Consider the following 26414-nt stretch of genomic DNA (forward strand, 5'->3'; position numbering starts at 1 on the left):
AGTTTGTTTGTTATTAGTAAGCATTAGAAGTCAAAACTTACGGCTGCATTCTTATAAACCTCATATATGTAATCACCTTCTACAAGAAGTATAGCTATTAAGTAGATTATTAAGAAAACTCCTGTCCAAACTACTGCTCTTCTCAAACCACTTACCTCGTCACGCATGTGCATGAAATCCCAAGTAATATAATAAGCTTTTACAAGAGTAAGTATGATAAATATCCAGTTAAGCCATTTAAGGGCAAGGAATTTACCGTTTAAAATATCTGGCTTTATATAACCTAGAGCAACTTCAATAATAGTTACGATAGATAAGAAGATAAGTACACCCCAAATCTTTTGAGTGTTTGATTTAAACTTAACTAAACCTCTAAATATCTCTAATTTATGTGCGTGTTCTGCCATTTTAAAAATCTTTATCTATTATTAAACTAAGTAGAAGAATGTAAATACGAAAACCCAAACAAGGTCTACAAAGTGCCAGTAAAGACCAACTTTTTCAACCATTTCATAGCTTTTTCTTCTTTCATATGTTCCTAAAAGAACATTGAAGAAAATCACTAGATTGATCATCACACCACTAAATACGTGAAAACCGTGGAATCCAGTGATAAAGAAAAAGAAGTCTGCAAATAGAGGAGCTCCGTACTCGTTTACCGTAAGGTTTGCACCTTCAACTACAGCCTTACCATCCTTTTCTAGTTTAATTAACGCTTCTTCTCTAGAAAGGACTAACTTCTCTGAAGCACCAGTTTCTGGGTTTTCAATAAGTTGTTGTGTTCTTATGGTAATATCTGGATTAGCTTTAAAAGCATTTTTCACTTCTTCAATAGTATAAGTTCCTTGATATCCAGATGACTCATACCATATTCCTTCACTATTACCTAAAAACTCTGCATCTCTAGGTCCAACAGTAACAAATTCATCAAGACCTACACGTTTTTTATGATCATCAACCTTAACAAACTGTAAAATTTTACCACCGTTTGTTTGAACAGCTCCATACTCACCATTGATGAAGTTTGCCCATTCCCAAGCTTGCGAACCAACGAAAATGAAACCTCCAATTATAGTAAGCAACATGTAAAGGGAAACCTTCTTTTTGTCCATGTGGTGACCAGCATCAACGGCTAGCACCATTGTAACAGAAGAACCAATAAGGATAAAGGTCATCAACGCCACATAAAACATAGGTGCGTCAACACCATGTAAAAATGGGAAGTGGTTAAACACTTCATCGGCGATAGGCCATTCTTCAATAAATTTAAATCTTGAAAAACCGTATGCGGCAAGAAATCCTGAGAAGGTTAATGCATCGGACAAGATGAAAAACCACATCATCATCTTACCATAGCTAGCGTTTAACGGTTTTGCATCACCGCCGCCCCATTTTTGTCCTTCAGTTCCAGTAGTAGCTACTGCTGTTTCCATAGTTAGTTATTAGATATTCAATAAGTCGCAAAAATAAGTCTAAAAATTCTTTTATGCTAGTAAGAAAAACACAAGTAATAATACCCACAAAATATCTACAAAGTGCCAGAATATAGCACCTAGCTCAAATCCTAAATAATTTTGAGAGTTATACTTACCTTTAATTGCATTAAATGTTATCACCATTAAGCTTATTAATCCCGCGACAATATGGACCAAGTGCGCAAAAACAATGATATAAATAAAGCTAGCTGATACACTACTACCGCGACCTGTAAAGTAATGCTTTAGGTTATATAAAGTTTCAAAACCTGCGAATTGCATGTAGACAAAAACAGATCCCAAGACAAAAGTAGTAACCGTTAAAATAACAGCACCCTTATTATTTCCAGCTTTAATACTGCGCTTTGCAAGCCACAATGCTATCGAACTTAAAATTATAATTCCTGTACTGTAGTAAAATTCTTGTGGCAATTCTATTTCAACCCAATCTTTTCTGGGCCTACTTACTAGATAACCTGAGGTAAGACCTGCAAACATCATCACCATACTGGCAATCGCAAAATACATCATTTGCTTTTTGCTTCTTGCTAACTTCACCTCATGAGGTACTTCTGTATAATCAGTCATTAACGTAAAAATTTATCGGCAACATAAATTATCTGGATAAGGGTAATGTAACTCACACTAACCAACATTAATTTACGTGCTACTGTTTTACTTTGTTCTTTAAATAATTTGATGGCATAATATAAAAACCACAAACCTAATATTCCTACCAATATTGCACTGTACCAGGTGATGTACAATTCTCCCGTGATGTTAAACACTGGAATTATAGAAATTAAAACTGTCCATATGGTATATAACACAACTTGTAATGCCGTTCCTTTATCGGCAGCACCTGTAGGTAACATTTTGAAGCCACCAGCTTTATAGTCGTCTTCTAACATCCAACCTATCGCCCAAAAATGAGGAAATTGCCAGAAAAACTGCAGCATAAAAAGAGTACCTGGCTCTATACCAAAATCACCACTAGCCGCTACCCAACCCAGCATATAAGGAATAGCTCCTGGAAAAGCTCCTACAAAAACACACAAGGGTGTAATTGTTTTTAAAGGAGTATAAATAGCCGCATATAATACGATACTTAGAGCACCAAAAAATGCCGTCGGTATATTAATAAGATAAAGTAAAAACACACCTGTAAGTGCCATGGCTATTCCATAAGTCCAGGCAACAGGCACGCTTATCCTACCCGTAGGAAGCGGTCTGTTTTGAGTACGCTTCATGAGAGCATCACGATCGCGCTCAATAATCTGATTAAAAACATTTGAACTACCTACAAGAAAATATCCACCTGCACATAAATAAAATAGCTCTAGAAAATCTGCACTTTCAACAGCAAGAAAATAACCTGCAATAGAAGAAAAAACAACAACCACAGATAGCCTAGGCTTTGTTATTTCAACAAAGTTTTGAATAGCGCTTGGAGATTTTATAACCGTTTCTGTTTGACTCAAATCCTCAATTTAAAAGGTTTGCAAAGATACTTATGAAGTCGTCCTTGAGCAAAGGAATTAACAGATTGTCGCACAATATTTTCCAAGAATAATGCGATAAAATATTCTTCTAAAGTGAGTGTGAATACGCTTTCGCGAAAGCGTACTTAAATATAAACTTTTACTGCTGTCTAGGTGGTGCGCTGGGATAAAAAAGCGGCTCTTTGACAGTAACATTGTTTACAATAATCCATAAATCACCAACTAGAACAGCCATATCACCGTCATCTACTTTACGCACGGCGTTTTTAGGGAAAGGTATTTCATTTACAACCTCTTTTGAAGAATCTGAATGCATCACTACGTCTCCTTTTTGAGTATGGAGTCTCACCCTATACCAGTTAGGTTTATCTGGATGGATGGACACCTTATCAGTCCAAGAACCTTTGAAATATACTTTACTAGGTTTTTCAACGAAGAATGCTTTTTCAAAATCAATTAAATATCCTGATCCAGAACCTGGTGCGCCACCGCTCCATTGCTGTATAGATATTGTGTTTTCATTGTTTTTTGCATTCATAGTTGCTACTCCTTCTTTTGATTTACAATTAACAAGTGTTAATGCAATCACTAAAACCATCCATTTCATTTTTAATCTTTTTACAAACGACTACATAAATCTAGCCAAATTATACTAAAGTGCTTTTAAGATATTTGCTGCCTGTATGAGCTCATCATCCTTTTTAGCAAAACAAAATCTAAGTTTCTTCGTATTATCATTACTCATAAATACCGAAATAGGAATTGAGGCAATTTTGTTTTCAATCGTTAATCTTTTTGCAAAACTTACGTCATGCTCATTAGTTAATGATGAATAATCCAATAACTGAAAATACGATCCTTGAGCAGGCGAGAATTTAAACATACTATCTTTAAGTAAACTTAAAAATAAATCTCTTTTACGTTGATAAAAAGCCCCTAACTCTAAATAATGTTTTGGTGTTTTCAAATACTCAGCAAGGGCAACTTGAATGGGATGATTTACACAAAACACTAGGTATTGATGAACCTTTAAAAATTCTTTCATTAGAACTTTACTCGCGACACAATAACCGGTTTTCCAACCTGTTATGTGATAGGTTTTTCCAAAACTACCAATTATAAAACTACGCTCTTTTAGACCTTCAAAACTTGCGGCACTCATGTGTTTATTATCGTCAAAAACTATATGCTCGTAAACCTCATCACTTATACAAATTAATCCATGGTCTACCACCAATTTTTGCAAGCAAAGCATATCTTCCTTACTCATAACGGTTCCACTAGGATTATGAGGTGTGTTTATTATAATAGCCACCGTTTTATTCGAGATTGTTTGCTTCACAAGATCCCAGTCTATAGTAAAGTTTTGCACATCCATGCTTATAGGTACAGGTATACCACCAGCTAATTGAATGGCTGGTTCATAGCAATCATAGGCTGGTGTAAAGTAGATGACTTCATCTCCAGGATGAACTATCGCTTGTATCGCTGTAAATATAGCTTGGGTAGCTCCTGCAGTAATACAAATTTCATCATCTGGTCGATAGATAGCTCCATAGCAATTGTGAATCAAATTACTTAAGGAAACTCTAATTGACAACAAACCCTGCATGGGTGCATATTGATTGTGGTCATTAGTAATCGCATTTTTGATTAATGATTTTAAGTGATCATCTGTTGAAAAGCTAGGAAAACCTTGTGATAGATTAATTGCACCATGCTCTCGTGCCAGATCACTCATCACAGTAAATATGGTCGTAGAAACATGTGGTAATTTGGAATTGATCATAAGTAAGTAAATAAAAAAACCTCTCTTGTTAAAAATAAGCAAGAGAGGTTTAAGTTCTATTTAAATTGTGTGTTATCCTATAGTTTCAGCCTTAAGATACTCACGATTCATTCGAGCGATATTTTCTAATTTAATACCCTTTGGACATTCTACCATACATGCACCTGTATTGGTACAGTTACCAAATCCTTCAAGATCCATTTGACGTACCATATTTTCAACACGGGTAGTAGCTTCTACCTGACCTTGTGGTAATAAAGCGTATTGAGAAATCTTAGCACTTGTAAATAACATAGCACTTGCATTTTTACAAGCTGCTACACAAGCTCCACAACCTATACAAGTTGCACTATAGAAAGCCTCATCGGCATTTTCTTTCTCAACTGGAATAGCGTTTGCATCTTGCGTGTTACCAGATGTGTTAACCGAGATGTATCCACCAGCTTGCTGTATTCTATCAAAAGCTGAACGATCTACCATTAAATCCTTAATTACCGGAAAGGCTGCTGCTCTCCACGGCTCAATAGTAATGGTATCACCATCTTTGAACTTTCTCATGTGTAATTGACACGTTGTTGTCAATTTTTGAGGACCGTGCGGTTGACCGTTTATCACCATTGAACATGCACCACAAATACCTTCGCGGCAATCATGATCAAATTCTACTGGCTCTTCACCTTTGTTATTAAGATCCTCGTTAAGGATATCCATCATTTCAAGAAACGACATATCACCATCTACACCATCTAACTGGTAGGTAACCATTTTACCCTTGGCATTTGCGTTTTCTTGTCTCCAGATTTTTAAAGTAAGTTTCATACTTTCTATATTTTATAGATTACGCTTTCGCGAAAGCGCAACATTTAAAATTCAATTATTTATAAGATCTCGTTTTCAATTCTACATTTTCAAAAACAAGATTCTCCTTGTGAAGTTTTGCCTCACGTGGGTTTTCATTGTATTCCCAAGCACTTACATAAGTGTAGTTTTCATCGTCACGCAATGCCTCACCTTCTTCTGTTTGATACTCCTCACGGAAGTGACCACCACAACTTTCATTACGGTCTAGAGCATCTTTGGCAAACAGCTCTCCTAACTCTAGGAAGTCAGCTACACGACCAGCTTTTTCAAGCTCCTGGTTTTTAGTGTCGGCACTACCAGGAACACGTACGTTTTGCCAGAAATCTGCTCTTAACTCAGCGATTTCATCCATCGCTTCCTTAAGTTCTTTCTCATTTCTAGACATACCGCATTTATTCCACATAATAAGACCTAGCTTCTTGTGGTAATAATCTACTGAATGTTTACCGGAACCATTCATAAGTTTAGAAATACGATTGCGCACATCCTTTTCTGCCTCGTCAAATTCTGGCGTATCCGTAGAAATTTCACCTGTACGAATTTCATTTGACAGGTAATCACCTATTGTGTATGGTAACACAAAGTAACCATCGGCCAGTCCTTGCATCAAGGCACTTGCTCCTAATCTATTTGCACCATGGTCAGAGAAATTTGCCTCACCTGCTGCAAAACAACCTGGCACTGTTGTTTGTAAATTATAATCTACCCATAATCCACCCATTGTATAGTGTACAGCTGGGAATATTTTCATAGGAACCTCATAAGGATTGTCATCGGTAATATTACGATACATATCAAATAAGTTACCGTACTTTTTCTCGATTACTTTTTTACCTAAAGCAATCATTTCCTCTTCGGTTGCGTTTTTCTTACCACTTGTTAAGGCTTCTATCTTACCATATCGTAAGAATGAAGCTGCAAAATCTAGATAAACAGCATTACCTGTTTTATTTACACCATATCCTGCATCGCATCGCTCTTTTGCTGCACGAGATGCAACATCACGCGGTACAAGGTTACCGAATGCTGGATATCTTCTTTCTAGATAGTAATCTCTTTTCTCCTCTGGTAAATCAACACCTCTTAACCTACCTTCTCTAATAGCTTTTGCATCTTCTAGATCCTTAGGAACCCAAATACGCCCATCGTTACGTAGCGATTCGGACATTAGAGTTAATTTAGACTGGTGTTCACCACTCACTGGTATACAAGTAGGGTGAATTTGTGTAAAACAAGGATTTGCAAAGAAAGCTCCACGACGGTGCGTTCTCCAAGCAGCCATAACATTACTACCCATCGCATTTGTAGAAAGGAAGAATACATTACCATATCCTCCAGAAGCAATTACCACTGCATGAGCTCCATGTCTTTCAATCTCACCTGTAACTAAGTTACGAGCAATAATTCCTCTTGCTTTTCCATCTACTACCACAAGATCTAACATCTCGTGACGGTTGAACGGTTGTACTTTACCTCTATTGATTTGTCTGTTAAGAGCAGAGTAAGCTCCTAATAGCAATTGTTGTCCTGTTTGTCCTGCAGCATAGAATGTTCTAGAAACTAAAACACCACCAAAAGATCTATTGTCCAACAATCCTCCATATTCACGAGCAAAAGGAACACCTTGAGCAACGCACTGGTCAATAATATTTCCAGAAACTTCTGCTAATCGGTGAACATTTGCCTCACGAGATCTGTAATCTCCACCTTTAATGGTATCGTAGAATAGTCGGAAATTTGAATCTCCATCTCCTTGATAGTTCTTGGCTGCATTGATACCACCTTGTGCAGCAATAGAGTGCGCACGACGTGGCGAGTCGTTATAACAAAATGTCTTTACATTATAACCTAGCTCTGCAAGAGTAGCCGCTGCGCTACCACCTGCTAGACCTGTCCCTACAACAATTACGTCAATTAAACGCTTGTTTGCTGGGTTTACCAGATTGATAGTATTCTTGTGTTTCGTCCACTTATCTGCAAGTGGTCCTGATGGTACTTTTGAATCTAATACAGACATAATTAGTTTGTATGATTTAGATGGTGAAACAATGCTATAAAGATAAATCCTGCTGGTATTAGAATACTCCAAACCTTAGTAAATTTCTTTAAGCCTTCTCCTTTATTTACACTCTTTGCTCCCATAGATTGGAAAGAGCTATTGAAACCGTGCCATAAATGCATTGCTAGGAGTACAAAAGCAATAACATATAGAACTACTCTCCAGATAGGAGCAAATTTTTCTACAGTTTCTTCATAATATCTTGTTGGGTCTTCAGGATTCACCTCAACATATTTATAAGCCATTTCATGAACCCAAAAGTCATACATATGTAATCCCATAAATGCTAGAACAACAAGTCCTGTGATGATCATATTACGAGAAACCCAGCTTGCATTAGCATTTCCTGGGCTGCTTTTATATTTTATTGGTCTTGCCTTATTATTTTGAATTTCTAACACAATACCCATAACAAAGTGAATGATAATACCAGCAATTAAAACTGGCTGCAAAACATATTGCACTAATGGATTATAACCCATAAAATGTGACCATTCGTTAAAAGTATCTGGTGCAATTACCGACGTGATATTAATAACAAAATGCTGCGTTAAAAACACTACTAAAAATAGCCCTGATAATGCCATCACCCATTTTCTTGCTAGTGATGATTTTACTAATGCGCTCATGTATAAATTTTTAATTTCACGCAAAGATAACCTCTCAATTGATAGAATTCAATCGTTATAATTGCAAGCCGAGTTAAAAACTCTTATTTGGATTGAATCTTAATTAAGTAAATTAGACTTTACGTTGCATTAAGTAGAAATACTGGCCTTTTCCTTGCAAAAAGTTCGTTAAGATTTTGTTTTTGAAATGGATATAGATAAACGAGAAAAACAATTAGATACCTAAACAATTTATCCTGTTAAATAAAAAATTAATAAGGTTACTGTATTAGTCTATTACCCCAGTTTCTAGCATATAATTCACAATTGCTTCCTTCATAAGTAGAGATTGCTCACCAGCCTTTAATGGTGGCAATTTTTCTTTAAGAAGATAATGCGGCCATTTATCCTCATCAAAATGAGAGAATTCATAATACCCATATGGTTCAAGCAATCTACATATAGCTATATGCATGAGCTGTAATTTTTCATCTTTTTTAAATTTTCTATGTAATTGACCTAACTCTTGAACGCCGATAACAAATAGAATAGCATCTAGATCTAGCTCTTCTCCATCACCGAAACGCTCCTGAAAAAAACTCTCAGTCGTTTTCCATCTCTTTATTAGTAGCTCATCTTTTGTCATGATGCAAAGATAGAAGAAGCTCATCGTATTTATTAGTATGAGAAGTATATAACTATCTTTGAATTTCTTAAGTAACACATTATGAAATTGTATCTTGTACCTACACCTATAGGGAACCTAGAAGACATCACATTTAGAGCTATTAATGTGCTAAATGAAGTTGACTTGATTCTAGCAGAGGATACTCGTACTAGCGGAAAATTACTACAGCACTACAGCATAAATACTCCTATGCAGTCTTATCACATGCATAATGAACATAAAATAAGTGATTCTATAATAGAACGAATTGCTGCAGGGACTAGTATGGCCTTAATAACCGATGCTGGTTCTCCAGGAATAAGCGACCCAGGATACCTGCTTACTCGCAAGGCTATTGAATCAAATATAGAAGTTCAAGCATTACCAGGAGCAACAGCTTTTGTGCCAGCCCTAACCGTATCTGGATTACCTAGTGACAAATTTGTATTTGAAGGTTTTCTTCCCGTTAAAAAAGGGCGACAAAAAAGGTTGTTGTTTTTAAAAGAAGAAACGCGCAGCATTATATTCTATGAATCACCACACAAGCTAGGGAAAACATTAAATGACTTTATGGAACACATGGGAGCTGATCGTAAAATAAGTGTTTCAAGAGAAATTTCTAAAATGTTTGAGGAGCATTTTAGAGGAACAGTACAGGAAGCAATTTCACACTTTCAATCTAAAAAAAACAAAGGAGAGTTCGTTTTAATTTTGGAAGGAATGATATAGGCTAACTTAAACTTTCCAAAAAGCTTGCAATTTTTCTATCATTAGACAATCGCGGTAATTTGTTTTGCCCACCTAATTTACCAATAGTTTTCATGTAGGATTTAAATCCATCCTTAGGAACGGTTGTTATTTTTAACGGTTGTAAAACCTTACCTACTATGAGATCGTCGTAATAACTATTTTGATTACGTAGCGCTTGATCTAAATCTGCACTAAATTTTTTCTTGTCAAAAGACATGTTTTGATCGAATTCTATGAACCATTCGTGGTATGGTAATTCACCATCATTTGGGTTTAACTGAGGTGCAACAGTAAATTCGTTGATTATAACCTCTTGAACATCACAAGCTTCTTTCATTGCCTGTTCAACCTCTTTTCCTATTACGTGCTCACCGCTGGCACTTATATAATGTTTTATTCTACCTGTAACAACTACTCTGTAAGGTTGAACTGAAGTAAACGCAATTGTATCACCAATGTTATAAGCCCATAATCCAGCAGTAGTAGAAATAATCATCACATAATTCACACCTACTTCCACATCTGCAATGGTAAGTCTAGGAGGATTTTTATCATAAAACTGATCTGCAGGAATAAACTCATAAAAGATACCAGCATCTAGCAGCAATAGCATACCTTTTTCATTTCTAGTATCTTGATATGCAAAAAAGCCTTCACTTGCAGGAAAAAGCTCAATACTATCCACCTGCCTGCCTATAAGTTGTTCAAATCTAGCCTTATAAGGTTCAAAATTTACACCACCGTAAATAAACAAATTGAAGTTAGGAAACACTTCACCTACGGGCTTTCCTGTGCGCTGTACGATTCTTTCAAAATACATTTGTACCCAGCTGGGAATACCTGAAATCACACTCATGTCTTCAGGTAAAGTTTCATCGATAATAGCCTCGACTTTAGTTTCCCAATCATCAATACAATTCGTTTCCCAAGAAGGCATTCTATTGCGCTGAAGATATCCAGGCACATAATGCGCTACAATACCGCTCAATCGACCTAGTTGAACACCATTTTTATCCTCCATTTCTGGACTTCCTTGTAGGAATATCATTTTTCCATCCACAAAATGACTATTACCGGTCTCATTTATGTAGCTCAAAATAGCATTGCGTGCTGCTTTTATATGTTCAGGCATGCTCTCTTTGGTAATAGGAATATATTTGGCTCCGCTCGTTGTTCCAGATGTTTTGGCATAGTAAAGAGGTTTACCTGGCCATAAAACATCGCTTTCTCCTTCAACCACTCTATCCACATAAGGCCTTAAATCCTCGTAATCACGTACAGGCACTTGTTTTGTAAATTCTTGATGTGTTTTTATGGATTTAAAATTATGATCGTTTCCAAAATCAGTCGAAGAAGCAGATTCCAATAAATGCTTGAAAACTTTGTTTTGAGCTTCAATTGGATTTTCACTCCACTTACGAGTTTTACGATCGATAAACTTAGCAAATATGCGTGCTGCAAAGGACTTTAACGACATTATTTAAAGCTAATAAAGTTACTTGGATCTAATGGGTAACCATCGCTCCATATTTCAAAGTGTAAATGAGGTCCAGTAGTAAGCTCACCTGTGTTACCTATACTAGCGATAACTTCACCTGATTCTACTCGATCATTTTGTTGTTTGAGAAGTTCACCAGCATGTTTATATACCGTTATTAAACCAAATGCGTGTTCTATAATCACCGTATAACCAGTTTCAACTGTCCACCCAGAAAAAATTACAGTTCCATCTGCAGCAGCTTTTATAGGAGTTCCTACAGACGCTGCGATATCGACAGCATAGTGATCTTCTTCTGGATTGAATGATCCTGTTAGTGATCCTGATACAGGTGTAAACAGAACAAATTCAGTACGCACACTCGCATCGTTCAATATATTGTATCGGTCAACTTTTGCAACCTCATTGCGCAATTCGTTTTCTTGCTCACTAGGTGACAAATCTGGTACAGCTTGTATTGTTGTGGTAGAATCTTCTGCAGTGGTACTTTCATATTCTTCAAAAGTTAAGTCACCTAGAAGAATTTTTTTTATTCGGTTATATTGTTCGTCTTTAGTCGCCAGCACTTGTCTTAATGAATCAGTTTCCTTTGTCAATTGAACTGCCGTACTTTTAGTTTTGGCATTAGAATAACCTGGAATATACTCTCTTAAAGGCGTAAAAGCGATGAGTAAGGTGGTTAAAACAATAAGCAATAATGCACTTATGGCAGTGATAAAGAATACGTTTAACCTATTCAGCTTTAAAGAAAAACGTTCTTCAAAGGTGTCATCATTGAGCACTACCATACGATAGTGACTGGTCCATCTACTCTTTTTTCTAGAGAATTCGTTCCCTTTTTTCTTTTTCTTTTTGCCATTTTATTCTTCTAGTACAAATATAGGATAATCAAAAAAGCTCCCTATACTAGCACCTCATTAAATAACGTTTAATAACTATATTTACCCAAAGCTATTGCCTCATGAACTTAAAAAACTTCTTACTCTTATTTCTCTTTGTTACTGGCTTAACTTCCTGCTCCACTGACTTTAAACGTGTAGAAGTTAAAACTTCAAGTTTAGAAGGATATATTGAAGGTGGAAATGGTCTAGGTTTATATGGTAAAGCCTCTTTAAAACTGACGGGTGATTCGTTAGTGATGAAGGACTGGCCTATGTCTAGATTAGTAGATAACCTTAATGTTATTATAGACAGCTCCCTTACTGATCAAACAAGCTTTAACGAGGTGTATACGATTAAAATTGCTAACAAGTCACAGCTCGAACAACGCGAGTTTATTGATTCCTTGCTTGTCCAATTGAATGATCTCAATCTTATTAAATAATTAAGGTTGATAAATACGCTTTCGCGAAAGCGTAAAAATCACTACATTGATTACCCAAAATTTAAAAGCTACCACCATGAGTATTTTTGATAAAATAAAAGAGAAATTAAGCCACGAATTTATTGACATTGTTGAGTGGCTGGATTATACCGACGATACCATTGCACACCGTTTTGAACGCTATCAAAACGAAATAAAAAACGGCGCCAAACTAATCGTACGTGAAGGACAAGCTGCGGTTTTTGTGAATGAAGGACAACTTGCAGATGTTTTTACACCAGGAACGTACGATCTGACTACTCAAAACCTACCTATTCTTTCTACCTTAAAGGGATGGAAGTACGGTTTTAATTCGCCCTTTAAAGCAGAAGTCTATTTTGTAAACACACACCTGTTTACTGATGAAAAATGGGGAACTAAAAACCCAATTACCTTAAGCGACGATAGATTTGGATTAGTCGAAATAAGAGCCTTTGGTACTTATGCATTTAAAATTAATGATCCAGGTAAGTTTATCATTGACATTGTAGGGACTGATAACAATTTTACCAACTTTGAGATTAATGAACACTTAAAAAGTCTGATCGCCACACGTTTTACTGACACTGTAGGAGAAGCTAATTTACCTATTGAACTATACGCTGCAAATACATCAGAACTTTCTGAAACCTGCAAGGAAGTAATGCAACCAGAATTTTTGGGCGTAGGTATTTCACTAGAGCGTTTTTACATTGAAAATGTATCGATGCCAGAAGATCTTAAAAAAGAGATTTTTGAGTACAGTCGTATTGATAAGTTAGACCTAGACAAGCTTACAAAATTCAAAACGGCCAAGGCAATCGAAGCGGCAGCAGCAAATGAAGGAGGAACTGCTGGTGCCGGAATGGGAATGGGAATGGGATTTGTTCTAGCCCAACAAATGGGCGGCATGATGAATCCAACAGCTGGAACAGCAGCCGCACCTCAAACTCAATCAGCGCCTGTGGCGCCACCACCATTACCGCAGGCTGTTCAATATTTTTATGCACTCAACGGCGCACAAGCCGGACCTGTGCCTTTTGAACAATTAAGAGCTTTATTTGCAGGAAGAACCGTGAACAAAGAAACCTTAATATGGCGCGCAGGATTAGACGGTTGGAAAGCTCTTAAGGACATTGATGAATTAAAAGTCTTTTTAGGAGGAACTACACCACCGCCATTACCTAATTCTTAATAAACAGCTCGTGAGCGAGTCGATAAAAAGCGTTTCAAAACGTAAAAAGTCCTGCGTCAATTGTGGCGCAGAACTTACTTATGAACCTGGTACAGACCTAATAACTTGTGATTATTGTGGTCATAAAGAACAAATTGAACATAAGGAGCAACCTTTTCAAGAAATAGAATTACTTCCTTATCTAGAACAGTTAGGATCACAATCGCATTCCACAGAATTAAGTTTGTTGGATTGTAAAAGTTGTGGTGCTACCCAGCATGTTGAAGAATCCTACAAAACTTTGCAATGTGTTTACTGTGCATCGCCGTTGCAAATTGATGAACTATATCGTGAGGAATGGATACAACCAGGCGCTCTTATTCCGTTTCAAATTAATCAAGGTAAAGCTCATTTAATATTTAAAAACTGGGTTAATAAACTTTGGTGGGCTCCTAATAACTTAAAAAAGGCTTCATTAAGTCCTGAAAACACCAAAGGTCTTTACTTACCCTATTGGACATTTGATGCTCAATTACAAGCAGGTTATACTGGAATGCGAGGTGATTACTATTATGTAACAAAAACAGTAGGTAGTGGCGAAAACAAAAGACAGGTTAGAGAAAGAAGAACAGACTGGAGTCCTGCTGCTGGTAATGTCGCTGGATTTATCGATGACACTTTAGTTAAGGCTACTAAAAAACAGCAGTCCCAAATTCCCGAGCAAGTTGCTAGGTGGGATTTAAAACAGCTTACTAATTTTGACTCGCGCTTTCTAGCTGGTTATGTGACAGAGAAATACACCATTTCATTAAAGGAAGGACACATTGTATCTAACAGGCGTGCTGAGGAGATTTGTAGAAATTGGATACGTCGTGATATAGGTGGAGATACTCAAAAAATAAGTAGTGTCAACATGTCTTTAGATGATGAAACCTTTAAGCACATATTATTACCTGTATACATAAGTAGTTATTATTACAACAGTAAACAATATCACTTCTACGTAAATGGGCAAACTGGTAAAATACACGGCTCCAGGCCCTACTCATTCTGGAAAATATTTTTTGCGGTAGTTTGTGCACTTATTGTTCTTACAGTCATTATTGTAGTGTCGAGCCAGGTTCAATAACCTTATTTATTTAAAATCTTAACCTGTTTTTCAGGTTCCTCGAGTAAAAGTGCATTGTAATCTAAGGTCCAACCGATAGTTTGTGCAAGGGTTTCCATCATTTGAATCGCTTGTAAGGCTTCTTGTTGAGCTTGCTCTAAAAGGCCACTTTCTGGTATTTTGTCAATGATATGTTGCTTTGCGTTTCTTGAAATTTCAGTAAGATCAGAACTTGAAAAATAGTTTGCCCAACCTTCTTTTTTGTCATAGTAATTAAGATCTGTTTCAATACTCATTACTTGTGGCTGTGGAAAATTAGTAAGAGTAATCGTTTTACGTTTAGGATCACTATGCATTTTGATTTTAGTTAAATCATAGCCTATATGTGCTTTGGCATTTACCAGGACAATAGCCTTCTTTTTACCTAGTAATAGGGTCATGAGTTTTTCCTTTACATTTTCGTAGTGATATATCTCGGCAAAATCTCCTTCAACAGTAATGAATTTACATACCGTGCGTATTTTTTCCATGAGCACCACGCTTTGTTCCTTAGTATTATTTTTTGAATGGTTGCCCTTAACTAAGAATTTGAAAATAAAAAAAGATATTACTGCTCCTGCTGCTAGCCCTATAAATAAGTACTCCATACCACAAACTTAAGATTTTATCTTATACAAAATAGGTCTAGAAGGAGCTGCGTCATTCTCTATAGGTGCTATTTGCAAATCCAATAAATAATTTCCATCACTCACCTCATCGGGTACATAAATAAATTCTGTAATCGTAGCATCCATTCGGTATTCGCCTTGATAATTAAAGAAAGCTTTGTGGGCTAGTAATGCTCCTTCGTCCTTTTCTTTATCTACGCTGGGCAAATCAATAAGCAGGTGTTTTATTCCGCTTTCGCGAAAGCGTACTGCTACTTCTTCCAGTAAATAAGGTGGATTGGTATGAGAATAGTTCCTAGTCTTTTTATCACCTGAATTAGGAAGAGTTCTTATCACAATTGCCTCTACATCGTCAGCAATATGGGTAAACTTTTCTAAGGTAATTACCAAATCATCCTCAAACTCTTCTGGTTGAACACTAATAACCTGTGCTTTAAAAAAGGTTCTATTTAATGCTTGATTCACGCTGTAAACTTGCTTTGTAATATGTCCTACACATTCAGTATGAGTTACATGAGAGTGAGGATTAAACGAAACATCATTAAAATTTGTACTGCCACCCAATTCTACTTTTCCTACGTAACCATCAACCTCAACATGCTTAATAGTAGGTTGATCGATATACCAGGCACCTACACCAGATTGATGTTGTACAGGAATACTTATATCAATGGGTTTGTCTAGGTCTATCTTATAATTTTTGGATTCTATATGAATGGTAGCGGTCATAGTTGTATTGTTTTGATTGCATGCAATCAATGATAAAATTAAAAGTAATAACAGAGCTATTCTCATTTTTGAGGCACATTGAATTCTATTTCAAAGAAATTAAGATATTCCTTTAAAGGCATTAAATTCATGACAGCACGGCGTTGGTCCACAGTTTCAGGGTCTCTTAAATCGTAAAGCACGTATTCACCACTTTCATCAACGGTAACTTGGGATCCATAAAGTTGTGGTTTGCCAGCATCCATAAGCATGCGGTCCTGCATAAGAGCGATGTCTTGCCTATCTAAATCACCTTTTTTTGAAGCTTCTAACAACATGGGAAAGTATTTTTTGCGCTTATCGGCGCTGGCGTGTTGTATTACTAACCAAACAGCGCTAGGCCCCATTTCTCCCGAATTTTCTATGGTAGGCATACCGCATTTATCTATCACCGCTTCTATAGCTACAAGATTGAGTGAATCAACTTTTGGTAAAATCGATTGCGAACTTCTATTTTCTTGGTCTCGTCGATAAATACGTTCTAATAACATATCCAATTTGTTACAATCAATTTGAGAATTATCTTTAATAACTGGTCGGTCACTCAACCACTTAAGAGCATTTTCTCTGGATTGTAATTGTACCATGACCAGCTCATTTTGTTCATTGACTAGCCATTTTGCATACATTAAATCTTCATTGCGACTTTCCTTTTCTTCATTGGAAAGTACATTGTTATTTTCATCTAAGTAAACAACATCATCCCTAACGATAAGAGTATTACTACTTGCTTGTTGTAACATTTCTTCATATGAAATTTCATCGAGTGTAGAGATATCTGCAATTGATGGTGACTTTTTACAACTTACGATCAATAAAATTCCTATTAACAACCTGACCTTCATAGTTATTCTTTATAATCTCCTAAATTAAGCATAAACAATTCGCTAGCAATTCCATCGCTTAAAAACTTTCCTTTGCGAGTTACCAGCAAGGTATCACCATCTAAATAGAGTAAATGGTCCTTGAGGTATTCTTGAGCTTGTTTAAGAAGATATGTCTTAAACTCAATACCATATTCAGTTTCAATTTTCTCTAAAGACACACCATAAATGGTTCGCAAACCTGTCATTATGTACTCATTGTATCTATCTACTTTGGTAAGCTTTTCAATTTCCATTGGTGAATTACCGTTTTCAATAGCCTTCATAAATTTTAGGTTATTGTTGATGTTCCATCCACGTTTTTCACCATCAAAACTATGAGCACTAGGACCTATTCCCAGATAAGGTTTACCTGTCCAATAAGCAGTATTATTTCTTGAAAAAAAGCCTGGCTTTCCAAAATTAGAAAACTCGTAATTTTTATAACCATGTAGCTGCATTGCATCAATCAGAATATTAAAATGCTCATGGGCCTTTTCATCATCGACTTGCGGGATTAAGCCTTTCTCGATAAATGATTTTAGAGCTGTATTATCCTCTACCGTTAGTGCATAACTGGAAATATGAGGTATTTTGAGCTTGATCGCTCTATAGATATTATCGCGCCATTCTTCATTAGTTAAACCTGGAATACCATATATTAAATCGATGGACAAATTTTCAAAATATTGCTGCGCTTTTAAAATACACTCTTCTGCCTGTTGTGAATTGTGTGCCCGATTCATGAGCTTGAGATCTTTTTCATGAAAACTTTGAACACCTATACTTAACCTATTTATAAGAGATTTCTCTAATTGTTTAATGGTTAAATCATCAAGATCATCAGGATTTGCCTCGAGTGTGATTTCAGGATTAGAACTTACATTAAAATTTTGATAGACGGTATCAATAATCTTGTTTATTTCTTCGGTTTGTAAAACACTAGGTGTGCCACCTCCAAAATAAATAGTTTCTACAACGGCATTGTCATCAAGATAAACTGAGGAATTATTAATATCAGTATTTGAAATATTAGATTCGATATTAGGCCGATTCGCGCGAAAACGTAATTCATCACATAATGCCTGAATCATTCTAGTCTTGTATTTAGTACTAGTTACAAAATGAAAATCACAGTAGTGACAGGCTTGTTTACAAAACGGTATGTGTATATATATCCCACTCACAGAGGTAAAGGTAAGTCCAAAAGGTAAAGGGAATTCCTCAAAAAGCTGTAAAATTGTACCCTAATCTCGTGTTTTATGTTAAAGTCTAAATTTTAACATGTTAAACACAATAAAACCAGTAGTTTAGGCATTGTTATTGTTCCCTATATTAACATGAATATTTATATGATAAAACCACTTTTCTTTTTACTGTTTTTACTAGGCTCACTTACCGCACATGCAAAGCCACCATTAGTAAATGTAGAAGATATTCACCAAGATGTTGAATTCTATCAAAACGCAGAATTACAGTTAAAGTTACAAGAACAATTAAACGCTAATCCCAATTGGAAAAACTTAATTGATAAAAAATTGCTCACCATAAGTCTTGTTGATTTAAGCGACGACGAAATAAGATACGCTGGAATTAATGACGATCACATGATGTATGCTGCGAGCATGCCTAAAATTGCCGTACTGTATGCGGCAATGGATGCTATCGAGAACGGTGAATTAGCTTATACAGAACTTGTAAAGCAAGACATGTGGCTTATGATTTCTAAATCCAATAATGCTGCATCTACTAGAATGATTGATCGTGTTGGTTTTCAAAAAATTGAAGATGTAATGTGTAACCCTGAAAATCCATTTTATGACAAATTTCATGATGGTGGTTTGTGGGTAGGTAAGCGATACGCTGCTCAAGGTAAACGTAATCCAGATCCAATTAAGGGTTTAAGTCATGCCGCAACCACTTCTTCAGTGGCCAAAATGTATTTCCAATTAGCTACTGGGCAATTGATAAATACAGATCGTAGTAATCAAATGCTTGGATTTTTAAAAGATCCTAGCTTACATCACAAATTTGTAAATACACTTGATCAGATTGCTCCAACTGCCGATGTTTATCGTAAAAGCGGATCATGGCGCAACTGGCACTGCGACAGCGCATTAGTTTGGGACGAAACCAGAGGTAAATATTATATTATGGTAGCCATGGTTCAATCTCCTAATGGAGAAAAGATTATAAGAAATTTAGTACGACCTTTAGAGAATGCTCTAGAAAAATCACCTAATTTGCCTATAAACCCAAGCAAAGGTGCTACCATTGAGCCAGCTCTTAACCAGAGCATTTGATATTAAAAAAAATGAGTTATCCATAGCGATATGGATGCAGCTCTATTTGTTTTTACTTATATGTGCATTACTAGTAGTTAAACCTACTGTTAATGCACTTTTTTTATCTGTTGCAGGTAGAGATAATTTGTCAATAGCCTTTGTTATTACAGCGCTTGTAGCAGTAATTGTTTCTTACACTTACAATAGACTTCTTGTCACATTACCCTTACATGAAATCACTAAGAATTCTTTATGGTTCTTTGGGGCTGTTTTTGTCTTAATTGGCGCAGTAGTAGTTTTTGACTTTGAAAACATCTTTTTATCCTATGTTTTCTACATATTTATAGGCATTTATGCCATTCTAGCTACTTCTCAATTTTGGGTAACCGCCAATATTGTGTTCAATGTTTCCCAAGCAAAACGCTTATTCGGTTTTGTAGGAGCTGGTGGAATTGCAGGTGGAATTGCAGGTGGTTATCTTACTTCAATTACCGCACCCTATATAAACAATGGTTTTTTAATTGCTACAGCTGGATTTATGATACTAGCCTGTGTCTTTATTTATAAAAAAGTTAGATCGCTGCGCATTGTAAACTTGAAAAACATAAAGCTTCAAAAACAAGAACGAGTTTCAAAAAAGAAATCGCTTTCATTAATCATAAAAAACTCTCATCTAAGTTATTTAGCTGGAGTAATTGGACTAGGTGTTGTGGTAGCAAAATTAGTAGACTATCAATTTAGTTACTTATCTAGTGTTAGTATACCAGAGCCTGATGACCTTGCTTCTTTTTTTGGATTTTGGTTCAGTACATTCAATATAATTTCATTGCTTATACAACTTTTCTTAACCAAAAAATTTCTTGAAAACCTCAACATAAGTTCTAATCTATTGGTACTACCTACAATGATTGTCATTTGTACCAGTTTACTTTTCATATTCCCAGAATTATGGGTAGTAGTTTTGCTCAAAGGATTTGATGGCAGCCTGAAGCAATCGTTATACAAGAGTAGTGTTGAGTTGCTTGCACTTCCCGTACCCAGTGAAATTAAAAACAAAACGAAAACATTTATCGATGTTGTTGTAGATAGTACTGCAACAGGAATAGCTGGATTATTAATTATTCTGATAATTAAAGGACTTGAACTACCTACTTATACCATTAATTTTATAATTGTTATCGCTACCCTATTCTGGATGTATATGATACTTAAGGTTCGCAGTACCTATCTAAGCACGTTCAAATCAAGCATTTCGAATAAAACCGGACTGTTCGATAAACGAAGTAATCTAAAGGTGATTCGAGAAAACATTAAGGTAATTATCGACAACGGAAATAAGTTGGATATTATTGAGATATTAAAAAAAGTGCCTCAAGTTGCACATCATTCTCTTAAAGATCCTTTATTAAAACTACTAGATCACGAAAATGATCAAGTGAAAATAGCTGCCATTTCACAGCTTAATCATGTTTTTAAAGAGCCTGTTTACCGTGTTCATAATTTTATTTACTCTAAAAATAGCGAACTCGTCTTTGCCGCTTTACAATACCTAATTACACAAGATCATATAGCTCCTCAATTTTTTGAAAATTATCTGGATGATGATGATGATCACATAGCCAGTACAGCACTACTAGCACTTGCCCAATACGCAAGTCGAGATTCACACCTTGGTGAAAAATACAATTTGCATTTGAGGATTAAATTGTTTCTTGATGAAATAGACGAAAACATTAAAGAAGTTGACCTAAAAGAAAAAAGCAGACTGATTGAAGCCATAGGATATGCAAAGTATACTAACTATCAAACCATTATCAAGACCAACTTGAGCAACAGAAACGAAGTGATAAAAACGTCTTGTATAAAGTCTGCAGGTCATACTAAGGATAGGTACTTTTTACAAGATTTGTTTTCTTTACTGGAACAACCTAGATACCGAAAAGTTGCTTCGGAAGCATTAGTTGAATACGGGAATTCATTACTTCATTTTCTAAAAGTAAAACACAGCCGAGGTACATTGACCAAATCTTTACTTTTAGAATTACCCATGTTATTAGGAGCTATTAATACTAAGAAATCATACAAGTTTTTAATTCAAATAGCATCAGACTACACTATTTCATCTAATTATAAGTGTTATGATAAGCTTTTTAATTTAAGACAAAATAAAAAGTTCCCGCGTTTAACCGGAAGAACAGCTCAAAACTTAATAAAGAAGGAGAGTAAACGCTATTATAAATTAATACGTATGTTTTATTCTTTAAAAGTAATGTCAAACTCGGATGATGATATTACTCATCTACCCGTAGTAAATCAAATTAAAGAATTGACGATTGAAATCGAACAACTAATTGATCTACAATTAAAAGTATTATTTAATATACTCGCACTTAGATATTCTCCCGACAATATATGGATAGCTTACAACGGACTATTAAGCAAACAAACCAATTCACAAATAGAGGCTAAAGAATATTTGAATGAGGTTTTACATAGAAAGTTGAGCACACAAGTAATTAATGCCACAAACTCTTATTTAAAATTACAGGAGAGGCATTTTGACTATACTAATGAGATACAACTCTATCCTGATAAAACGCTAATTAAAAAATCAATATTGCTAGATGAGGAACTACTAGAAAACAAACTAGTTAAATTACTGCACGTAATGCCTTTATCTCAACGAAAGAGAATCGTACTTTACTTAGAAAACAGCGAAAAAGAAGGAGTAATAACTTTTTTAAAGCGATTAAATATTAACCCTAAGGAAAAGACAGCTTAATCTTCTCCTACATCAGGATTTTCTTCTTGTATAGTGGTCGTGTTATTTTGAGTATTCCTTTTATGTATAGCTTGATCAATTTTACTTGCCAAATACATGTGTGCACCTGCACTATTCTTACTAAGTACATTACTCATTAAACAGACAATATAATTGGTGCCATCAGGATGTTCAACTATTATTACACTATTCATGTAATTGTACCTATTCCCTCTATATTTACCACAAGGTGTGTCCTTAGATTTATCGCAGCTGTATAAACTTCCTGATTTAAAATAGACCGCAGCATTATTTAAGCGTGGACTGTAAGCATATCGTATTCTTCTATCTGTCATATACAACAACCGTTTGATTTCTAAACTAGACTCTTCGTCTATCACACACCCTTGTTCCAATTGCAACAAATACTTCATCAAACCTTTGGGAGTTCCAATGCTTCCTCCTTTACTACTTACGTATCTGTCTGGACCATTAGTAAAAAAACTACCTAATCTCCATTCGTCATGACCGATACCTAAATCTCTTAAAGGTTGATTTACTAATTGAATGGCTCTATCTGTTAATAATCTACGATCTGCAGTCTCAAAATATTCATCTGCCTGCTCTTGGGTTAAATTAAAATACTCGTCGCCAAAAATGTTCATAAGCAAGGCTTCTCGCCAAACAATGCTAGCTGCACCGTTATTACTAACACTTAACATATGGTCTAGCCATTCATATAAGGAAAATTCATCCTCATATACTACTGTTCTTTTGACATATTTGTCCTTTTCTATGTCAACGACTGGAATAGTGTGATGATCATACAAACCCCAATTACCAGACTTCACTCTTTTATTTCTTAATAATCGTTGTCTTACATGCCAATCTTCAGGACACAATTGTCTTAATTCATTGAAAAAAGCGGTTGCTACAGCTATTTTACCAACACTTCCAGGTTGAAAACCTCGATTTTCATTCATCTCTGCATATCGAGTTTTTTCTGGATTAGTAATATCCATTACTGTAATCCCGTAACCTTGTTTACTAGGGAACAAACTCATCATTTCCTTTTGAAACTCCTTATCAACAACCATCAAACTATCGGTTGATACAGTTTCCTCACAGAGCCACAAATTGACCTCATCATGCTTTTTAAAACTACCTTTCTTTAAATAATACTCAGTAATGGTACTATCTAAAGTTTTTTCTAATCGTTTAAGTCTTTTGATTCCAGTAATATTATACCCATCAATAGGATAAAAAGCAATACAAAATAGAGCTATTAATAGTATTGAAAGTGTTTTTATAATTTTCATTACGCATGAATCTCTTTAGAAGTTAACAACTCGATTTCCGTATTAATCATTTCATCCATTTTCTGTAAATATGGATGAGAAAGCGCGTTTTGATTTTCGACAAATGGTCTTATTTGAAATAAGAACAGTTTACCGTCCTTGAACCCAAGCTCTATATCCCAGGCTCCTTTATAAGTGCCATTTTTAGATTCTGGCATGGTAGCATGTGCATCTTGTGCAAATTGTAGTATTTTCTTTAAATCCATTTCATTCAATATGGAATGATTAAAATCAACATGTTCCATATAAGATCCTCCAGTAACAGGCAGTCGACGACGCTTATTTTCTCTTGCTGGCGCAATCAATTCGGTGGTTCCGTTTTGATGGATCAAATAGGTTTCTGCACTTTGTCCATCTACGGCGCCGCCTGCTCCACGACTCATTGCTACCGTAACCTTTTCGGCATGATTGTTTAAAAAGTCTTTGGTGATTAGTACACCACTATAATCCACATCTACAGTAGGAATAATTAATATGGACGGATACACACTTTCTGGGTTGGATAAATAGGCTTGTCTCCATTTAAACGAGCGCTCTGTATACGGACTTGCCCAAACATCGCGTATTCCTTGAAGAATCTTTTCTCTATCCACTACATTAAATACTGTAAGATTTAAGCCAGCTCCTGTAAACTCCTCGAGATCTTCCATGTTAGTATCACTGCGTAAAAACACAGGAACATTTCCTAATTTACTTCCTAAAGTACTTTTAAACTGCTTTTCTAACTCCTCAATTAAACTAGGTTTTAAAGGCATTGTTTTAATGGATGACCGCAGGATCTCTAGTTGATCCAGTTGGTACTGTTCCACCTCGGTAGGTGTTGAACCATTTTGTTTTAGTTGTTTCGCTTTCGCGAAAGCGTTATTCAAAAAATCCCAATAAGTACCTTCATAATCTGGCATGGATTGTAGCATGTGATCTTTAAAAACACCAAAAGGAAGAACTATTCCATTAACCACTTTTTCTGGAAACAATTGTTTGAGTTGACCAAGGTTTGCCGCTTTGGGTCCGCACAATATCCCACTATCTTTACTAGTTACTGTAGCCATATCAACTGGTGAAGTAATTTCTAGTTTCAAACGATTTTCATCAATTCGAATTTCTTTTTTATCCTTGGATTTTGAGGCTGTAAATAAATCCTGCTCCTCATTACTTAATTGATCTTTGTCAAACAAATGAACTATTCCATTAGGACTTACAGCATAGAAAACCAATTTACCATCTAGTTTTTTTAAGTCACTTAGATTTTCAGTGCTTATGACAGCATTAGGAATACCCAAATTACGGGCGAGCAATTGTACATGTGATACTAGATTACCTTCTGATACGGTGGCTATTCCTGCTACCGGTTTTAAATCACTAGGCGGTGTTTCAAAAACATATATATCTGAAGAGTTTACGGATAATCCATGTGCATCACCACTTACCACATGCAAAGTTCCAATGGCATAACCTGGGTTCAATCCTTTTATGGTACTTGTATTATCAACAACTGGAACATTGTTTTCCATTCCTATTTGTCTAGACACCAATCCTGAGAAATCTCCAATTGCATCTCCCAAGGGCAAGAGTAAGCTGCTCCTTATCTTATCATCGTAAAATCCAAGGGCTAACGGTTCAAAACTCGCATATTGCTCTACGGTATCACCGTAAATACTTTTAACCATTCCACTACCCCATGCTAGTTGTTGTCTAGCTTTTTGAATAAATTGAAGTAGAATTTTTGCTTTAACAGTGGCATCAGTATGAATGTGCAAATCATTTTCTACTAAGTCCCATTCCCATTGTTCAATGTAACCTGCTGATGCTAGTGCCTCACTTAATGCATAAATTTTATCAATGTGTTCTCTGATTGTGTTAGGATTCCATTGTGAGGCTTGTTGAAATATTAATTCTTCTAACCTTAAACTTAATTCCAATGCACTAGTTCTACGAGTACCGCGTCTATCTTCTTTAAGATTTACACGAATATCACACATTAATCCCGAGGCGGCTGGTATTATAATAGACGGATCGGTCTCGTTTTTATACGTACTACTAAACCATGACACCTGGTTATATATAAAAGAGTTTTTATCCCAGTCCGAAACCATTTTTTCTAGTTCACTAATGCTTACCGGCTTAAAGAATTCATGCATCTTATCAATTAATAACTCAAATTTTTCAAGGTCTTCTTTCTTGATTTTTTTTCGTGCTCCTTTAACCAATTTTCTACTGCTTGGGTATCTTCTTTTTCTGGATTACCGTGGATTTTTATTCGTAATTCCATGAACGCAGGATTACGCTCGGCAAGTATCTTGCTTAAACTACGTATTTCTTGTGACAAATTGGTGTCACCATCATGAGGTAAGTCTCTTAAACTTTCTCTGACTAGAAAAAAGTCTCGATCTACAATTTCATTGCTTGACAGGACTGTATAATAGAATTTTCTTCCCCATTCTTCCTCATCCTCAACTTGTTTTGCACCACGGTAAAATTGTGATTTCTCTTGTATCCAACCATTATCTGAATTTTCCAGAAACTTTTGAAGTTGATACTGTTTTAATCTACTGTGGTTATTGTTGCCATCCCAAAATTTCCAGATCTCATTGGATGCCAGAATTTCTCCAAAATAGATATGATTACGCTGTGCTAGCTCAATTACCTGTGGTTTGTAGCTAGCGTGTTGAATTCCTTCTAGATCTCCAGGACAAGGATCTTTGGAGTCTCTAATGGTGCCATCTTCACAAAACCAATTTATTGATTTATAAGGACCTCGATCAAGGCCTTTATAAGTTTCAATCATTTCTTTTATTTGAGAATCGGTGAATTTTTGGGCGGTTCCCAAAATAGGAACGAGAAGTGTTATAAAGAGTAGCTTTCTAAGCATAAGTTGGTA

25 protein-coding genes are annotated in these 26414 nt (G+C 35.7%); 6 read left to right on the plus strand and 19 right to left on the minus strand.

From position 1 onward, the window contains the following. Window positions 1-23 precede the first annotated feature (23 nt). The 10 genes from BST91_RS10705 to BST91_RS10750 all read right to left on the minus strand — a co-directional run bounded on the left by BST91_RS10705 (window position 24) and on the right by BST91_RS10750 (window position 8940). Complete coding sequence (locus BST91_RS10705; protein ID WP_042277024.1) at window positions 24-407, minus strand: cytochrome C oxidase subunit IV family protein; 384 nt, start codon at window positions 405-407, stop codon at window positions 24-26. A 21-nt stretch (window positions 408-428) separates the two neighbouring features. Next, on the minus strand, window positions 429-1433 hold the full coding sequence (locus BST91_RS10710; RefSeq protein WP_085775372.1) for a cytochrome c oxidase subunit 3: 1005 nt from the start codon (window positions 1431-1433) through the stop codon (window positions 429-431). Window positions 1434-1484: 51 nt separating this feature from the next. Further along, window positions 1485-2063: a cytochrome c oxidase subunit 3 gene (locus BST91_RS10715; RefSeq protein WP_244895615.1), complete on the minus strand. Its 579-nt coding sequence runs from the start codon at window positions 2061-2063 to the stop codon at window positions 1485-1487. After that, on the minus strand, window positions 2063-2956 hold the full coding sequence (gene cyoE, locus BST91_RS10720) for a heme o synthase (RefSeq protein ID WP_085775373.1): 894 nt from the start codon (window positions 2954-2956) through the stop codon (window positions 2063-2065). Before cyoE ends, BST91_RS10715 begins: the two co-directional genes overlap by 1 nt. Window positions 2957-3116: 160 nt before the next feature. After that, complete coding sequence (locus BST91_RS10725; protein ID WP_085775374.1) at window positions 3117-3584, minus strand: hypothetical protein; 468 nt, start codon at window positions 3582-3584, stop codon at window positions 3117-3119. Between the two features lie 45 nt (window positions 3585-3629). After that, a complete protein-coding gene (locus BST91_RS10730) occupies window positions 3630-4766 on the minus strand; it encodes a methionine aminotransferase (protein ID WP_085775375.1) in 1137 nt (378 codons plus the stop codon). Window positions 4767-4838: 72 nt separating this feature from the next. Further along, window positions 4839-5585: a succinate dehydrogenase/fumarate reductase iron-sulfur subunit gene (locus BST91_RS10735; protein WP_042277010.1), complete on the minus strand. Its 747-nt coding sequence runs from the start codon at window positions 5583-5585 to the stop codon at window positions 4839-4841. 55 nt (window positions 5586-5640) lie between these two features. Continuing rightward, window positions 5641-7644, minus strand: a complete 2004-nt coding sequence (locus BST91_RS10740) for a fumarate reductase/succinate dehydrogenase flavoprotein subunit (RefSeq protein ID WP_060523588.1) — start codon at window positions 7642-7644, stop codon at window positions 5641-5643. 2 nt (window positions 7645-7646) lie between these two features. Further along, window positions 7647-8315 carry a succinate dehydrogenase cytochrome b subunit gene (locus BST91_RS10745; RefSeq protein WP_060523587.1) on the minus strand — a complete coding sequence of 223 codons (669 nt, stop codon included), beginning with the start codon at window positions 8313-8315 and terminating at the stop codon, window positions 7647-7649. Window positions 8316-8583: 268 nt separating this feature from the next. Beyond that, window positions 8584-8940 carry a hypothetical protein gene (locus tag BST91_RS10750; RefSeq protein WP_060523586.1) on the minus strand — a complete coding sequence of 119 codons (357 nt, stop codon included), beginning with the start codon at window positions 8938-8940 and terminating at the stop codon, window positions 8584-8586. A gap of 81 nt (window positions 8941-9021) precedes the next feature. Here BST91_RS10750 and rsmI point away from each other — a divergent pair, with 81 nt between their 5' ends. Then, on the plus strand, window positions 9022-9690 hold the full coding sequence (gene rsmI / locus BST91_RS10755) for a 16S rRNA (cytidine(1402)-2'-O)-methyltransferase (protein WP_085775376.1): 669 nt from the start codon (window positions 9022-9024) through the stop codon (window positions 9688-9690). 1 nt (window position 9691) lies between these two features. Here rsmI and BST91_RS10760 read toward each other — a convergent pair whose 3' ends face one another. Both BST91_RS10760 and BST91_RS10765 read right to left on the minus strand, forming a co-directional pair. After that, complete coding sequence (locus BST91_RS10760) at window positions 9692-11188, minus strand: GH3 auxin-responsive promoter family protein (protein ID WP_085775377.1); 1497 nt, start codon at window positions 11186-11188, stop codon at window positions 9692-9694. Further along, window positions 11188-11997, minus strand: a complete 810-nt coding sequence (locus BST91_RS10765; RefSeq protein ID WP_085775378.1) for a M23 family metallopeptidase — start codon at window positions 11995-11997, stop codon at window positions 11188-11190. The genes BST91_RS10760 and BST91_RS10765 overlap by 1 nt, the downstream gene beginning before the upstream one ends. A 173-nt stretch (window positions 11998-12170) precedes the next feature. On the opposite strand from BST91_RS10765, the gene BST91_RS10770 reads away from it, so the two are divergent. The 3 genes from BST91_RS10770 (at window position 12171) to BST91_RS10780 (ending at window position 14854) form a co-directional block, all read left to right on the plus strand. Then, complete coding sequence (locus BST91_RS10770; protein ID WP_085775379.1) at window positions 12171-12533, plus strand: hypothetical protein; 363 nt, start codon at window positions 12171-12173, stop codon at window positions 12531-12533. A 76-nt stretch (window positions 12534-12609) separates the two neighbouring features. Further along, on the plus strand, window positions 12610-13746 hold the full coding sequence (locus BST91_RS10775; RefSeq protein WP_085775720.1) for an SPFH domain-containing protein: 1137 nt from the start codon (window positions 12610-12612) through the stop codon (window positions 13744-13746). 10 nt (window positions 13747-13756) lie between these two features. Next, window positions 13757-14854 (plus strand): DNA helicase PriA, encoded by a 1098-nt coding sequence (locus BST91_RS10780; protein WP_085775380.1) that lies wholly within the window; start codon window positions 13757-13759, stop codon window positions 14852-14854. 2 nt (window positions 14855-14856) lie between these two features. Here BST91_RS10780 and BST91_RS10785 read toward each other — a convergent pair whose 3' ends face one another. The 4 genes from BST91_RS10785 to hemW all read right to left on the minus strand — a co-directional run bounded on the left by BST91_RS10785 (window position 14857) and on the right by hemW (window position 18319). Further along, window positions 14857-15480: a DUF4230 domain-containing protein gene (locus tag BST91_RS10785; RefSeq protein WP_060523578.1), complete on the minus strand. Its 624-nt coding sequence runs from the start codon at window positions 15478-15480 to the stop codon at window positions 14857-14859. Between the two features lie 9 nt (window positions 15481-15489). Continuing rightward, the gene (locus BST91_RS10790) at window positions 15490-16230 is read right to left on the minus strand and encodes a cyclase family protein (RefSeq protein ID WP_085775721.1); all 741 of its coding nucleotides are present in this window, start codon (window positions 16228-16230) and stop codon (window positions 15490-15492) included. A gap of 62 nt (window positions 16231-16292) precedes the next feature. After that, window positions 16293-17114: a DUF6624 domain-containing protein gene (locus tag BST91_RS10795; RefSeq protein WP_244895617.1), complete on the minus strand. Its 822-nt coding sequence runs from the start codon at window positions 17112-17114 to the stop codon at window positions 16293-16295. 2 nt (window positions 17115-17116) lie between these two features. Continuing rightward, complete coding sequence (hemW, locus tag BST91_RS10800) at window positions 17117-18319, minus strand: radical SAM family heme chaperone HemW (protein ID WP_085775381.1); 1203 nt, start codon at window positions 18317-18319, stop codon at window positions 17117-17119. 165 nt (window positions 18320-18484) lie between these two features. Between hemW and BST91_RS10805 the strand changes: the two genes are divergently transcribed. Next, complete coding sequence (locus BST91_RS10805) at window positions 18485-19435, plus strand: serine hydrolase (protein WP_085775382.1); 951 nt, start codon at window positions 18485-18487, stop codon at window positions 19433-19435. Next, window positions 19407-22199, plus strand: coding sequence for an NTP/NDP exchange transporter (locus tag BST91_RS10810; RefSeq protein WP_157546959.1), 2793 nt, complete (start codon window positions 19407-19409; stop codon window positions 22197-22199). Before BST91_RS10805 ends, BST91_RS10810 begins: the two co-directional genes overlap by 29 nt. On the opposite strand, the gene BST91_RS10815 is transcribed toward BST91_RS10810, so the two are convergent. Genes BST91_RS10815 through BST91_RS13330 form a run of 3 tightly spaced genes read right to left on the minus strand, consistent with a single transcriptional unit; the run spans window position 22196 to window position 26405 of the window. Then, the gene (locus tag BST91_RS10815; protein ID WP_085775384.1) at window positions 22196-23497 is read right to left on the minus strand and encodes a serine hydrolase; all 1302 of its coding nucleotides are present in this window, start codon (window positions 23495-23497) and stop codon (window positions 22196-22198) included. The genes BST91_RS10810 and BST91_RS10815 overlap by 4 nt on opposite strands. Beyond that, window positions 23497-25674, minus strand: a complete 2178-nt coding sequence (locus tag BST91_RS10820; protein ID WP_244895619.1) for a PEP/pyruvate-binding domain-containing protein — start codon at window positions 25672-25674, stop codon at window positions 23497-23499. Before BST91_RS10820 ends, BST91_RS10815 begins: the two co-directional genes overlap by 1 nt. An 8-nt stretch (window positions 25675-25682) precedes the next feature. Next, entirely contained in the window at window positions 25683-26405 is a 723-nt protein-coding gene (locus tag BST91_RS13330; RefSeq protein WP_244895621.1) for a hypothetical protein, read from the minus strand. Between the last annotated feature and the right edge of the window lie 9 nt (window positions 26406-26414).

This window comes from Nonlabens tegetincola, from assembly GCF_002117085.1.
GTDB classification, from domain to species: Bacteria; Bacteroidota; Bacteroidia; order Flavobacteriales; family Flavobacteriaceae; genus Nonlabens; species Nonlabens tegetincola.